Source organism: Angustibacter peucedani (assembly GCF_054779595.1).
The window spans coordinates 32,638-45,730 of the sequence record NZ_BAAGXY010000018.1 but is presented as its reverse complement, the minus strand read 5'-3'; the positions used below and the strand labels follow the sequence as shown (position 1 = coordinate 45,730).

General features: G+C 74.6%; 10 protein-coding genes. 5 read left to right on the top strand and 5 right to left on the bottom strand.

Annotated features, from left to right (window positions below):
* The first annotated feature begins 187 nt into the window (after positions 1–187).
* On the top strand, positions 188–3,244 hold the full coding sequence (locus ACYVJ4_RS04880; protein ID WP_460458988.1) for a hypothetical protein: 3,057 nt from the start codon (positions 188–190) through the stop codon (positions 3,242–3,244).
* A 3-nt stretch (positions 3,245–3,247) separates the two neighbouring features.
* Here ACYVJ4_RS04880 and ACYVJ4_RS04875 read toward each other — a convergent pair whose 3' ends face one another.
* From ACYVJ4_RS04875 to ACYVJ4_RS04865, 3 genes are all read right to left on the bottom strand, one after another.
* Complete coding sequence (locus tag ACYVJ4_RS04875; RefSeq protein ID WP_460458987.1) at positions 3,248–4,582, bottom strand: lytic transglycosylase domain-containing protein; 1,335 nt, start codon at positions 4,580–4,582, stop codon at positions 3,248–3,250.
* 101 nt (positions 4,583–4,683) lie between these two features.
* Positions 4,684–6,036 (bottom strand): MFS transporter, encoded by a 1,353-nt coding sequence (locus ACYVJ4_RS04870; RefSeq protein ID WP_460458986.1) that lies wholly within the window; start codon positions 6,034–6,036, stop codon positions 4,684–4,686.
* Positions 6,036–6,647: an ArsR/SmtB family transcription factor gene (locus ACYVJ4_RS04865; RefSeq protein WP_460458985.1), complete on the bottom strand. Its 612-nt coding sequence runs from the start codon at positions 6,645–6,647 to the stop codon at positions 6,036–6,038. Before ACYVJ4_RS04865 ends, ACYVJ4_RS04870 begins: the two co-directional genes overlap by 1 nt.
* A gap of 97 nt (positions 6,648–6,744) precedes the next feature.
* On the opposite strand from ACYVJ4_RS04865, the gene ACYVJ4_RS04860 reads away from it, so the two are divergent.
* Both ACYVJ4_RS04860 and ACYVJ4_RS04855 read left to right on the top strand, forming a co-directional pair.
* The gene (locus tag ACYVJ4_RS04860; RefSeq protein ID WP_460458984.1) at positions 6,745–7,920 is read left to right on the top strand and encodes a class I SAM-dependent methyltransferase; all 1,176 of its coding nucleotides are present in this window, start codon (positions 6,745–6,747) and stop codon (positions 7,918–7,920) included.
* Positions 7,917–9,005: a hypothetical protein gene (locus tag ACYVJ4_RS04855; RefSeq protein ID WP_460458983.1), complete on the top strand. Its 1,089-nt coding sequence runs from the start codon at positions 7,917–7,919 to the stop codon at positions 9,003–9,005. The genes ACYVJ4_RS04860 and ACYVJ4_RS04855 overlap by 4 nt, the downstream gene beginning before the upstream one ends.
* Here ACYVJ4_RS04855 and serC read toward each other — a convergent pair.
* A complete protein-coding gene (serC, locus tag ACYVJ4_RS04850) occupies positions 8,968–10,095 on the bottom strand; it encodes a phosphoserine transaminase (protein ID WP_460458982.1) in 1,128 nt (375 codons plus the stop codon). The genes ACYVJ4_RS04855 and serC overlap by 38 nt on opposite strands.
* 1 nt (position 10,096) lies before the next feature.
* Entirely contained in the window at positions 10,097–11,224 is a 1,128-nt protein-coding gene (locus ACYVJ4_RS04845) for a citrate synthase 2 (RefSeq protein WP_460458981.1), read from the bottom strand.
* A gap of 87 nt (positions 11,225–11,311) precedes the next feature.
* On the opposite strand from ACYVJ4_RS04845, the gene pdxH reads away from it, so the two are divergent.
* Together pdxH and ACYVJ4_RS04835 are read left to right on the top strand one after the other, a co-directional pair.
* The gene (gene pdxH / locus ACYVJ4_RS04840) at positions 11,312–12,007 is read left to right on the top strand and encodes a pyridoxamine 5'-phosphate oxidase (protein WP_460458980.1); all 696 of its coding nucleotides are present in this window, start codon (positions 11,312–11,314) and stop codon (positions 12,005–12,007) included.
* A gap of 25 nt (positions 12,008–12,032) precedes the next feature.
* Positions 12,033–12,971 (top strand): homocysteine S-methyltransferase family protein, encoded by a 939-nt coding sequence (locus ACYVJ4_RS04835; protein ID WP_460458979.1) that lies wholly within the window; start codon positions 12,033–12,035, stop codon positions 12,969–12,971.
* The last annotated feature ends 122 nt before the right edge of the window (positions 12,972–13,093 follow it).

The window sequence follows — 13,093 nt, the reverse complement described above, 5'->3', positions numbered from 1 at the left end:
TCCGGCTGCGCCGCGCCGTCTTAGGGTGAGGCCATGACCCCTCGCACCCGCCGGCTCGTCGTCACCGTCGCGCTCGTCGCGCTGGTGCTGGCCGCCGCGGTCGGGGCGCTCGTGCGCTGATGCTGGCGCGCGCCGCACCTGCGGTGGGATAACTGCTGCGCAGGGGCGTTCCGGCCGGGAGGTCGCGATGAGCGCAGCAGAGAGCGAGCTGGTCCGCCGGATCCGGTACGTGACGGTGCGGCGTCCGGTGACGCGTGCCGCCGTGGCGGCGGTGATGCTGGTGCCCGCGCTCGGCCGCGACCCCCTGCTGGACGTCGACCGGCCCGTCGTCCTGGCGCTCGGCCTCGGGGTCACGGCCTCGCTGACGTTCGTCTGGTGGCGCATGCGCCGCGAGCTCGCCGGCGCCCCCGTCGCCACCCCGCAGCTGGCGCGCGCGATGGTCGTCCCGGTGGCGGTCTCAATGGTCGCGCTGGTGGTGCTGGTGCTCGCCGCGACCGCCCGGCTGCACGGCGCCGCGAGCGTCGGGGTGGTGCTGCAGCTCATCGCCGTCGCCGAGGCCGCGCGCATCGTCGTCCAGCTCAAGCCGCGGCGCGACGACGACCAGGCGCCCCCGCCGCAGCCGTCCGGCTTCGACACCGCCATGCAGGGCGCGCCGGCGTTCGAGGGCGTGTCGATCGCGTGCTCCGGCGGGGGGATCCGGGCGGCCGCCTTCTGCCTCGGCGGGCTGCAGCGGCTGCGCCACCGCGAGGGCGAGGGGGCGCCGTCGCTGTACGACCGCGCCGAGCGCGTGTACGCCGTCAGCGGCGGCAGCTACATCGCCACCGCCCTGCACATGGCCCGCAGGCACAGCCCGCCCGCCGACGACGTCCAGGCCTCGCTGTTCGCACCCGGGTCGCCCGAGGAGGACTGGTTGCGGCGCAAGTCCAAGTTCCTGCTGCCGACGGGTTCGACCCTCGTCACCGGGTTCCTGTCGCTGGTCTACGGCATCGCCGTGAACCTCACGCTGATCGGCGTCGCGCTCTACGTGGCGGCGCTCTACACCGGCTGGGTGCACAACCGGCTCGACGTCGTCTGCCCCGGTGGTCCGACCGGGGGCGCGGCGAGCTGCCTCGGCGACGGCAGCAAGGCGGTCTTCGCCACCAGCGACGGCAGCCACTTCCTGGTCGGGTGGGCGGTGCTGCTGGCCGGGTTGGTGCTGTTCGTGGGCAGCAAGACCGTGGCGAAGTACTCCGGCCGCGGACGGCTGGTGTTCGCCGGCACCACCCGCGCCCTCGTGACGAGCGGCGTCGCGGTGGGCGCGCTGCTCGTCGTCCTGCCGTGGCTGCTCGTGACGCTGAACAACGCGACGATCACCAACAAGCCCACCGCCACCGTGGCCCGGGTGATGGCCGCCGCGCGGCTGGCCACGCCGGACGGCTGCGTGCGCGCGATCGAGCGCGACCTCACGGCGAGCGCCGTGCTGGCCTGGGAGCGCGCGCCGAGCAGCGCGCAGGAGAAGTCCGTGCCGTTCACCTACCGCGGCTGCGGCGGCACCTGGACCGACGACGCAGTGGTGTTCGCGCCGGGCGGCCAGGTGGCCGCTCGCCCCTCGGGCTCGTGGTGCTACGCCAGCCGTGGGCTGCCACGGCCGACGTTCTGCGACGAGCGGCCGGGCACGGGGCACATCTCGTTCTCGGACACCCTGGCATCCTGGCTGGCGGGCATCCTGGCGCTCGCCGCCGCGGTGCGCGGCGTGCTGGCCGGCCGCACCGCCTCGATCGTGCCGGGCACGCGGCGCGGGATGATCTCGGACGTCGTCCGCCGGGTGCTGCTGCCGTGGGCCGCGGGTGCGGTCGTCGTGGTCGCGGTGCTGGTCGTGCTGATGGTGCTGCTGCGCGACAACCTGCTCTACCCGGCGCGGCTGCACACGGTGCACGCCGGGATGCTCGCAGCGCTGGCGGCCCTGGCTCTGCGGGTGCTGACCGACGCGATGCTCAGCTCGCTGCACCCGTTCTACCGCGAACGGCTCTCGGACTCGTTCCTGGTGGTGCGCAACGGGACCGAGGCCGAGCCGTTGCCGTACCGGCTGCCGACGCACGTGCACGAGAACGGCTCGCTGACCGGTCCCGACCTCGTGGTGTGCTGCGCCGCCAACATCCAGGACCGCGACTACGTGCCGGCCGCACGGGGCTGCGCGCCGTTCCAGTTCCGCACCGACACCGTGGTCGAGGACGGCGTGGAGGTGCACGGCCGGATCGGCATCAGCGACAGCCGGTTGCCGCTCGGGCGCATGCAGCCCGCGGTGCCGTACTCGGCGACGTCCGACCCGCAGGGCCTCGACACCACGCTGGCGGCGGCGATGGCGGCGAGCGGTGCGGCGTTCTCGCCGCGGGTGGGTCGCATGGACAGCCGGGTGCGGCCGTACCGGATGCTGCTCGCCCTGGCCAACGCGCGCCTCGGCGTCTGGCTGCCCAACCCCTACCTGGTCGACGGGTCCGCGCAGCTGGCGGCGTCACCGTCCTCGGTGCGGCAGGGTCTGGGCTGGGCGCTGCGGCGGGCGATGCGTCCCGGCCCGTTCCGGATCTTCAAGGAGGCGTTCGGCAGCCTGTCGGTCGACGACACCCGCATCTACGTCACCGACGGCGGCCACTACGACAACACCGCGCTCGTCGAGGCGCTGCGCGACCGTCCGCGCACGCTGTTCGTCCTCGACGCGTCGGCCGACCTCGAGGACAGCCTCGACGCCCTCGGCGACGCCATCGTCACGGCCCGCATGGACCTCGGGCTGGTGCTGCGGCCGGCCGCGGGCAGCCCGGTCTCGCAGGTGCGGCGCGACGCCGAGCACCCCGTCACGGTGATCCCGCGCGGCGCGACGTCAGCGGTGCAGCAGCCGGCGCTGCCCGCGCGCGGCTGGCTGCACCTGGAGGTGTTCACCGTCGACGACCCGCACCGCGTCGTCGGCGACGTGTGGTTCGTCAAGAACGTGCGTACCGGCGAGCCGAACATCGAGATCGACAGCTACGCCGCCGAGAACCGCAGCTTCCCGATCACCTCGACCGGCAACCAGTTCTACGGCGAGTACGACTTCGAGGCCTACCGGCTGCTCGGCTACCTCAACACCACGACCATGCTGGCCGCGCGCGCCGAGCTCGTCGGGCCGGACGACGTCCCTGGTGCGGGTGCGCCGCCTCCCGGCGACGAGCCGCCCGAGGATCCGGGCGACGGCTCGACCTACGCCGAGCCCATGCCCACCCCCGCCGTGTGAGCGCTACGGCTTCTTGGTGACCGTCGTCGTGCGGGTCGTCGTCGTCGTGGTGCTGCTGATCGTGGTGATCGTGCAGACCTTGACGCCCAGCAGGTCGACGACGCACGGCGTGGTGGTCGTGACGATCGGTGTGGGCAGCTTGACGACGTCCGTCACGAGCGAGGTGACCACCGAGGTCACGGCGCTGACCGCGGACGACGCCGCGGAGGAGACCGCGCTGCCGGCACCGCCGGCAGGAGGAACGGAGGCGGACGTCGGCTGGCCGTCGGGCTGCGTGGCGGACCCGCCGCCACCCCCGCCGCTGCCGCCGCCCGAGGTGCGGGTGGTCGAGGCCGCGCCGCCGCCGCCGGTGGAGGTGCGACCCGGGCGGGTGCTCGTGCCACCGGCCTCGACGCTGCCGCCGCCGGTGCTGCCCGCCCCGCTCTGGTGCGCGGCCGGCAGGCTGGAGGCTGGCAGCTCGGTGACGCCTCGGCGGTAGGCCTCGGCGATGGCGATGACGGTGCGCACGTAGCTGTCGCTGTTGTTGTACCGGCGGATCGCGCTGTAGAGGTCGCCCGACTGGCGCAGGTCGCCGGGGCCGCTGCACAGGTAGACCGCGGTGGCGGTGGCGGCGTCGTTCATGTCCTGCGGGTCGCGCACGCCGTCGCCGTCGGCGTCCGAGCCCACGACGCGCCAGGTGCCGGGGATGAACTGCATCGGCCCGACCGCGCGGTCGTAGACCGTGTCGCGGTCCCACTTGCCGCCGTCGGAGTCCATGATCCGCGCGGTGCCGTTGCTGCCGTCGAGCGGGATGCCGATGATGCCGGGGCGCGCCACGCCGCGGGCGTCGAGGGCGTTGCCGCCGAAGCGCGCGTGGTTGCTCTCGACCCGCCCGATCGCGCCGACGAGGGCCCAGTCGATGCCGCACTCGTGGTCGGCGTTGCTGACGAGGTTCGCGGCCAGCCGGTAGGCGGCGAGCGCGGGGGCCGGGATGCCGGGGCCGTCGAGCTGCACGGGCTGCGAGCTGCCCGGCGAGGTGCCCGGGGGCAGCTCGAGGCCGGGGGCCAGGCCGGGGTCGACCGGGGCGTCGCCCGTGGACGCCGGGTCGATGCTCGACGCGCTGCGCTCGGGCTGGGTGAGGGCCTGGCCGGGGACGGCCGGCACCTCGCGGCGGTCGGTCAGCGTCGACGGCGTGCCGTTCTGGGCGAGCGCGAGCCCGCTGGCGGCCAGCACGGCGGCCGGCACCATCGCCACGACGCTGCGCCAACGCACGCGGATCGTGCGCCCGGCGTCGACCGCGGCCTGGCCCGCGGCCTCGTCGGCACCGGTGTCGCTGCCTGCACTCCTGTGTGCACCCACGGTGGAACCTTCCTCGTCTCGGCGCACCCCACCCCCGGGGCTCGACCTGTCCAACGAGTCGACACGCCGAAGGTCACGGTCATGATCGCGGTTGGTGCGCGCTACCGCACGTCGGACGCGGCGGGGACCACCTCTTCGGGTGCGTCCTGGGGCGCGCTTGCGACGGCCTCGTCGCTCTTGGCCGCCTTCGCGCGGTCCATCTCGCGCCACTCGGGGCGCAGCGCGGGCACGGTGGTGGCCACGAGGTAGGCGGCGCCGCAGATCAGCAGGGCCGAGCTGATGCCCAGGTGCTCGGCCAGCAGCCCGCCGACCAGCCCGCCGAACGGGATGAGCGACCACGCGGCGCTGCCGATCAGCGACATCACCCGGCCGCGCAGGTGCTCGGGGATCCGCTCCATCTCGACCGCACCCAGGATCGGGTTGATCAGGCCGGCGCCGATGCCGCCCAGGAACAGCACGGTGAAGATGAGCGGCAGGGGTGCGTCGAGCCCGAGCACCGCGAACCGCGGGGCCCCGATGCCGAAGAAGCCGACGAAGAAGGCCGCTCGACGGGGCAGCTTGTGCCCGATGGTGGCGGCGGTCAGCGAGCCGATCACCGCGCCGGCCGACATGAACGCCGCTGCCGAGCCCATCAGGCCGGCGCCGCCGCCGCGGTGCTGGGCCCAGACGGCCACCAGCACCGTGCCGTACGCGGCGTCGAGCAGGTTGGTGACGCCGACCATCGCGACGATCGAGCGCAGCAGGCCGTCGCGCCGCACGAAGCGAGCACCCTGGCGCAGCCGGTCGAGGTAGCGGCCGGGCTCGTCGTCGTCCGGGCTGGCGGTGGTGCGGGTCTCGCTGCGGCGCAGGCCGAGCGCGACGACCAGGCCGGCGACGCCGAAGGTGATGGCGTCGAGCGTGATCGCGGTGGCCGGGCCGACCGCCGTGACCAGGCCCGCCGCGGCGAGCGGCCCGATCACGGACGCCGCGCGGCTGATGCCGTCCTCCAGGCCGAGCACGCGCTCGACCGGTTGCCCGGCCGCGGTCGCGACCGGCGGGGCCAGCACGTACTTCGCGCTGTCGCCGGGGCCGCGCACCATGCCGGCCAGCGCGACGAGCACGAGCAGGCCCGCGAAGTGCAGCATCCCCGCGGCGTGCAGCACCGGGATCGCGCCGACGAGGACGACGGACAGGACGTCCGAGACGATGCTGACCCGGCGGGCGCCGACCTTGTCGGTGACGGGTCCGGCCAGCGCCTGCGCGATGACGTACGGGCCCATCTCGGCCATGGCGACCAGACCGGTGCGGGTGGCCGAGCCGGTGGTCTCGAGCACGAACAGCGGCAGCGCGATCATCGACAGCCGGGTGCCGACGAGGGAGATGCCGAACGCGCCGAGGAGCGCGACGACCGGGCGCAGCGAGGCCTTCGGGGCGGCCGGCGTGGCCGGGGCCGGGGTGGCCGGGACGCTGGTCATCACCGGTCACCCGGCTCGGGGAACACGTTGAGCTGGACGTCGACCGACCGGCTCTCGGGGTCGGGCGAGGTGACCGGCTCGTCGGCCCGCGGGTACTCGGCCACCAGGGCCCACATGCGCTCGGACAGCTCGTCGGACTGCTCGGCGGTCAGGCGCAGCCGGATGTCGTTGAAGGTGCCGGCGCTCTGCCAGCGGCCGGGCAGCGCGAGCTTCTCGTCGAGGTGGGCCTGCACGCGGTCGGCGCTGATCCGGGTGACGGCGCGCAGGTAGGTCTCGGCGAAACCGGCGACCTCGGGGTCGCTGATCTGCTCGCCGATGTCGAGCGAGGTCGACCGCGTGGCGGCCTTCCACCAGCGCTCGCGGGGCTGCCCTCGCCCCTCGTCCTCGACCACGAAGCCGTGCTCGGCCAGTTGGCGCAGGTGGTAGCTGGTGGCCGCGCTGCTCAGGCCGAGGCGCTCGGCCAGCAGCGTGGCGGTCGAGGGGCCGTCCGAGCGCAGCATGCCGAGCAGCCGCACCCGCAGCGGGTGGGCCAGGCCGCGCAGGCTGCGCGCGTCCAGGTGCAGGGTGCTGACGTCGGTGCTGCCGTCCGGGGTCTGCTGGTCGTCGCTCATGCGGACGACGGTACTTCGCCAAGAAGTCTTTGCCAAGAGATCTTTGCAAAGAATGCTTGGCGAACTGCGGGACCGGCTTGGATGGGAGGATGGGGCCGTGCCCCAGCTCCTCGACGACGCGCTCGCCGACCTGCGCCCGCTGCTGCTCGACCCGCGCTCGCTGGTGCGGGCGGTCGGGGCCGGACGACGGCGCACCGGCCAGCCCTCCGTCGTCCGGGTCGAGCTGCGGCCGGTCGACCTCAAGAGCGGTCGCGTGCTGCAGGTCGTCACGCACGACGGGCGCCAGGCCACCACGCGCAACACCCCCTACGGGGCGGCGGCGGCCACCGTCGACGCGCTGCTCGCCGAGCCGTTCGGCAACTGGCACGTCGAGACGCTCGACGCGACGGTGCAGCTGCGGGTGACCAAGAAGGGCGGCGCCCAGGTGCACCGCGCCGCGGCCAGCCGCCGCGATGTCGAGGTGCGCTCGCACGACCGGGCGCGGCAGCGGCTGGTGCCGCCCGACGACCCGCTGTTCGGCCTGCTCGGCGCCGACGGCGACAAGCGTCGCCAGGTCGACGCCTTCCTGCGGGTGCTCGAGCCGACGCTGGCGCGGCTGCCGCAGGACCGGCCGCTGCGGGTGGTCGACCTCGGCTGCGGCAACGCCTACCTGACCTTCGCGGCCCACCGGTTCCTGCTCGACCGGCTGGGGGCCGTGCGCACGGTCGGGGTCGACGTCCGGCCCGACATGGTCGAGCGCAACAGCGGGCTCGCCGCGCAGCTCGAGCTCGCGGGCCTGACCTTCGAGGCCGGCACCATCGCGGACGCCAGGCCGTTCCCGGACGACGAGCCGCCCGACCTCGTGCTGGCCCTGCACGCCTGCGACACCGCCACGGACGAGGCGCTCTCCCGAGCGGTGCGGTGGGACACCGCCGTGGTGCTGGCCGCGCCCTGCTGCCACCACGACGTGCAGCGGCAGCTGGGCGAGGGTCCGGGCGCCCCGGCCCCGTACCAGGCCGTGACGCGCCACCCGATCCTGCGCGAGCGGTTCGCCGACGTCCTGACCGACTCGCTGCGCGCGCTGGTGCTGCGGATGGTCGGCTACAAGGTCGACGTCGTCGAGTTCGTCGACTCCCGGCACACCCCGCGCAACGCCATGATCCGCGCCACCCGCACGACCTCGCCGGCCAAGCCGGCGCTGGTGGCCGAGTACCGCGCGCTCACCGCGGACTGGGGCGTGCACCCGGCGCTCGCGCGCATGCTGGACGCCGAGGTCGTCCGAGCGCTCTCGTGAGGTGGCGGGCGCGGGGGGCGCTGCTGCTCGTGGTGGCCGCGACGGTGGGCGGCGCCGGACTGCCTGCGGCGCAAGCGGACCCGAGCGGCGCGTCGAAGGTCGTGACCGTGCGCGACGCCCGCATCGACGAGTCGAGCGGGCTCGTCGTCAGCCCGTCGCACCGTGACCTGGTCTGGACCGTGAACGACTCGGGGTCCGACGCCGTCGTCTACGGCGTCTCGACCCGCACCGGCCGCACCCGGGCCGTGCTGAGGTTGCAGGACCACGACGGCCGACCCGTCGACGCCCGCGACATGGAAGCCATGGCGACGTTCGGCGACATCAAGACGGGGCGTGCCCGGATCTGGGTGGGCGACATCGGTGACAACCGGGCGGTGCGCGAGAGCGTGGTGCTGCGGCTGTTCTCCGAGCCGTCGACCGTGCGGTCGCAGGCGGTGGAGGTCACCTCGCTGCGGGTGCGCTACCCCGACGGACCGGCCGACGCCGAGACCCTCGTCTGGGACGGCGTGCGGCTCCTGGTGGTGACCAAGGGACTGCTGCGGTCCAGCGTGCTCGAGGTGCCGCCCGCCGCGGTGGCTGAGGCGCTCGCCGGCCGAGACGTGGCCGAGCCTGTGGTGGCTCGCGAGGTCACGACGATCCCCGAGAGCCTCGCCACCGACGGGACCGCGCTCTACTTCGACCGCGTTCTGGTGCGCGGCTACGGATCGGCCACGATCTACCGCGTCGAGGGCGATGGTCTCGAGGCCGAGAACGACGTCGTGCTCCCGGAGCAGCAGCAGGGCGAGACCGTTGCCTACCTCTGGGGAGAGGACGCCGTCCTGGTCGGGTCGGAGGGCGTTCGTCAACCGCTGTGGTGGGTCCAGGTGCCCGCGCCGGAACTTGCGGTCGGCCCCGGCGACGGAAGGACGTTGTCGGCCACGAAGATCCCCGAGGCGGGCGAGGCCACCGAGGAGGCCGCCCCCGCGGCCTCGTCGTGGACGCCGTTCTGGGCCGCGCTGGGCGCGATCGGCGTCGGCGCGGTGGCGCTGCTCGGGCTGGGCGCGGCGGTCAGAGGTGCTCGACGACGTGGTCGACGCACGCGGTGAGCGCCTCGACGTCGTCCGGCTCGATCGCCGGGAACATCGCGATGCGCAGCTGGTTGCGGCCGAGCTTGCGGTAGGGCTCGACGTCCACGATCCCGTTGTGCCGCAACGTCGCCGCGACGGCAGCGGCGTCGACGTGGTCGGAGAAGTCGATCGTGCCGACGACCGGTGAGCGGTGCTCGGGGTCGGTGACGAACGGCGTGGCGAACGAGGACGCCTCGGCCCAGCCGTACAGCCGCCGGGCCGAGTCGGCCGAGCGCCCGGTCGACCACGGCAGCCCGCCCTGCTCGAGCAGCCAGTCGACCTGCTCCACCATCATCACCAGCGTCGCCAGCGCCGGGGTGTTGTACGTCTGGTCGAGACGGCTGTTGGTGACGGCCGTCATCAGGTCGAGGCTCGCCGGCACCCAGCGGTCGGCGGCGGCGAGCTCCTCGGCGCGCGCGACGGCGGCGGGGGACAGGAACGCGAACCACAGGCCGCCGTCCGACGCGAACCCCTTCTGCGGGGCGAAGTAGTAGGCGTCGCACTCGCTGACGTCGACCGGCACGCCGGCTGCCGCCGACGTCCCGTCGACGAGCACGAGGGGACCGCCGTCGTCCGGCAGCGCCGTGCCCAGCACGCGCTGCACCGGGACGACGACGCCGGTGGAGGTCTCGTTGTGCGGCCAGGCGTGGACGTCGACCCCGGCCTCGGCGTGCGGTGCCGGCCGCGACCCGGGCGGCGACTCGACGACGGTCGGCTGGCCCAGGAACGGCGCTGCCGCCGTGGCCGCGGCGAACTTCGCGCTGAACTCGCCGAGCACCAGGTGCTGGGCGCGCTCGCGCACCAGGCAGGACGTCGCGACGTCCCAGAACATCGTCGAGCCGCCGTTGCCCAGCACGACCTCGTAGCCGTCGGGCAGCGCGAACAGCTCGCGCAGCCCGGCCCGCAGCCGTCCGACCAGCGCGCGCACCGGCGCCTGGCGGTGCGACGTGCCGAGCAGCGTGCGACCCGCGGCCGCCACCGCGTCGACCTGGGCCGGACGCACCTTGCTGGGCCCCGAGCCGAAGCGCCCGTCTGACGGCAGCAGGTGGGCCGGGATGGTCAGCGGCATCTCAGCTGGTGTGGCCCGGGCTGACGGCCTCGGTCCAGCCCGTGACCTCCTGCGGGGTGCGCGGGCCGTGGCCGACGTACCGCGCCGAGGGCCGGATCAGCCGGCCGGTGCGCTTCTGCTCCAGCACGTGGGCCGACCAGCCGGCCGTGCGCGCGCAGGTGAACATCGGCGTGAACATGGACGCCGGCACCTCGGCGAAGTCGAGGATGACGGCCGCCCAGAACTCGACGTTCGTGGCCAGCACGCGGTCGGGACGGCGCGAGTGCAGCTCGTCGAGCGCGGCCTGCTCGAGCGCTGCGGCCACCTCGAAGCGCGGGGCGCCGAGCCGCTCGGCGGTGGCGCGCAGCACCCGGGCGCGCGGGTCCTCGGCGCGGTAGACGCGGTGGCCGAAGCCCATCAGCCGCTCGCCGCGGTCGAGCACCCCGCGGACGTACGCGCCGGCGTCGCCGCTGGCCTCGACGCCCTCGATCATGTGCAGCACCCGCGAGGGCGCGCCGCCGTGCAGCGGCCCGCTCATCGCGCCGACGGCGCCCGACAGGCACGCGGCGACGTCGGCGCCGGTCGAGGCGATGACCCGGGCGGTGAACGTCGAGGCGTTCATGCCGTGCTCGGCGGCCGACACCCAGTAGGCGTCGACGGCCTCGACGTGCCGCGGGTCGGGCTCGCCGCGCCAGCGGATCATGAACCGCTCGACGATCGTGTGCGCCTTGTCGACCTCGCGCTGCGGCACCATCGGCTGCTCCTGGCCGCGGGCCGACTGCGCGATGAACGACAGCGCCATCACCGAGGCGCGCGCGAGGTCCTCGCGGGTCTGGTCGGCGTCGATGTCGAGCAGCGGCCGGTAGCCCCAGATGGGCGCGAGCTGCGCGAGCGCGCTCTGCACGTCCACCCGCACGTCACCGGTGTGCACCGGCAGCGGGAACGGCTCGGCCGGCGGCAGGCCCGGGTTGAACTCGTCGTCGACGAGCAGCCCCCAGACGTTGCCGAACGAGACCTTGCCCACCAGGTCGTCGATGTCGATGCCGCGGTAGCGCAGCGAGCCCCCGGCCTTGTCGGGCTCGGCGATGTCGGTCTCGAACGCGATCACGCCCTCGAGCCCCGGCCGGAACGTCGTGTCGGCGTCGGTCATGACGCTCCTCCCACTCCTCGTCGAGTCGGCCTCATTGTGCACGTACCGACCGGTACGCCCGTCGCCGGGAGCACCTAGGCTCGGTCCGTGAGCGACGGCGTGGTGGACCCGAGGGCGCGGCTGGACTACGACGGCGAGCTGCTCGACGTCGCGGAGACGGGGTCCGGCGGCAGCGGGGCGCCGTTGTCGTGGATCGAGCGCTGGTACGCCGACGCGCAGGCCGACGAGCGGGTCGACGAGCCCGGCGCGATGGTCGTGGCGACGGTCGACGCCGAGGGCCTGCCGGACGCGCGGACGGTGCTGCTCAAGGGGTTGTCGCCCGAGGGGCTGACGTTCTTCACCAACACCCGCTCGGCCAAGGGGCACCAGCTGGCGGGGGCTCCCTACGCCGCACTGGTGCTGCTGTGGCACCCGATGTACCGCCAGATCCGCGTGCGCGGCCCGGTCCGCCAGACCTCGCCGGAGGAGGCGGCGGCCTACTTCGCGTCGCGCCCGCGCGGGTCCCAGGTGGCCACCCGCGCGTCGCGGCAGTCGCAGCCGATCTCCTCGCGCGCCGAGCTCGAGGCGCGGGTCGCCGCCGAGGACGACCGCTGGCCCAGCACCGGCTCGCCCGACGACGTCCCGGCGCCGTCCACCTGGGGCGGGTACGTCGTCCGGCCCGACGTCGTCGAGCTGTGGGTGGGCCAGCGTTCGCGCCTGCACGACCGCCTCGTCTTCCGCCGGACGTCGGACGGCGGGCTCGACGACCCGCACGCCTGGCGCTCGGAGCGCCTCCAGCCCTAGCGTCAGGGGGTCGAAGGAGGTGGCCATGCCGGGACGCCACGACCTGCCCCAGCTGGACGGGACCGTGCTGGTCACGGACTCCGGCCTCGAGACCGACCTGATCTTCCACCACGGCGCCGACCTGCCGGCCTTCGCGTCGTTCGTGCTGCTGCGCGACGACGACGGGCGGGCGCTGCTGGAGCAGTACTTCCGCGAGCACCTCGAGACGGCGCGCGACCACGGGCTCGGGGTCGTGCTCGAGACGCCGACCTGGCGGGCCAGCCACGACTGGGCCGCGCCGGTCGGCTGGACCACCGCCGAGGTCGACCAGGCCAACCGGGACGCCGTCGACCTGGTGGTCGCGGTGCGCGACGCGGTGCCCGACCAGGTCGGTCCGTGCCTGGTGAGCGGCTGCGTCGGCCCGCGCGGTGACGGCTACGTCGTGTCGCAGCGGATGACCGCCGACGAGGCGTACGCCTACCACCGGGTGCAGGTCGGCGTGCTGGCCAGCGGCGCGGTCGACCTGGTCAGCCTGCTGACCGTCGGGTACGTCGAGGAGGCCGTGGGCTTCGTCCGCGCGGCAGCCGAGGCCGGCGTGCCGTGCGTCGTGTCGTTCACCGTCGAGGTCGACGGGCGGCTGCCCGACGGCACCGGGCTCGGCGACGCCGTCACCGCGGTCGACGAGGCCACCGGGTCGGCCGCTGCGTACTTCATGGTCAACTGCGCGCACCCGCAGCACGTGACGCCCGGGCTGGACGCCGCGGCGCCCTGGGCCGCGCGCGTGGTCGGCCTGCGCGCCAACGCCTCCACCCGCAGCCACGCCGAGCTCGACGAGGCGACCGAGCTGGACGACGGCGACCCGGTCGCGCTGGCCGAGGAGCTGGTGGCGGTGCGCGACGCCATGCCCGCGATGACGGTGCTCGGCGGCTGCTGCGGCACCGACGTCCGGCACATCGGGGCCCTCGCGGCCCGCCTCCAGGGGTAGCGTCCCCGGGTCCGACTCGTGGTCTCCACGTCCGCATCGCGGGACTACGCCGCAGTAGGTTTGCACGGTCGGACGACCCGCCCGCTAGCGTGATCCCCGTCACAGCACGTCTTCACCGCGGG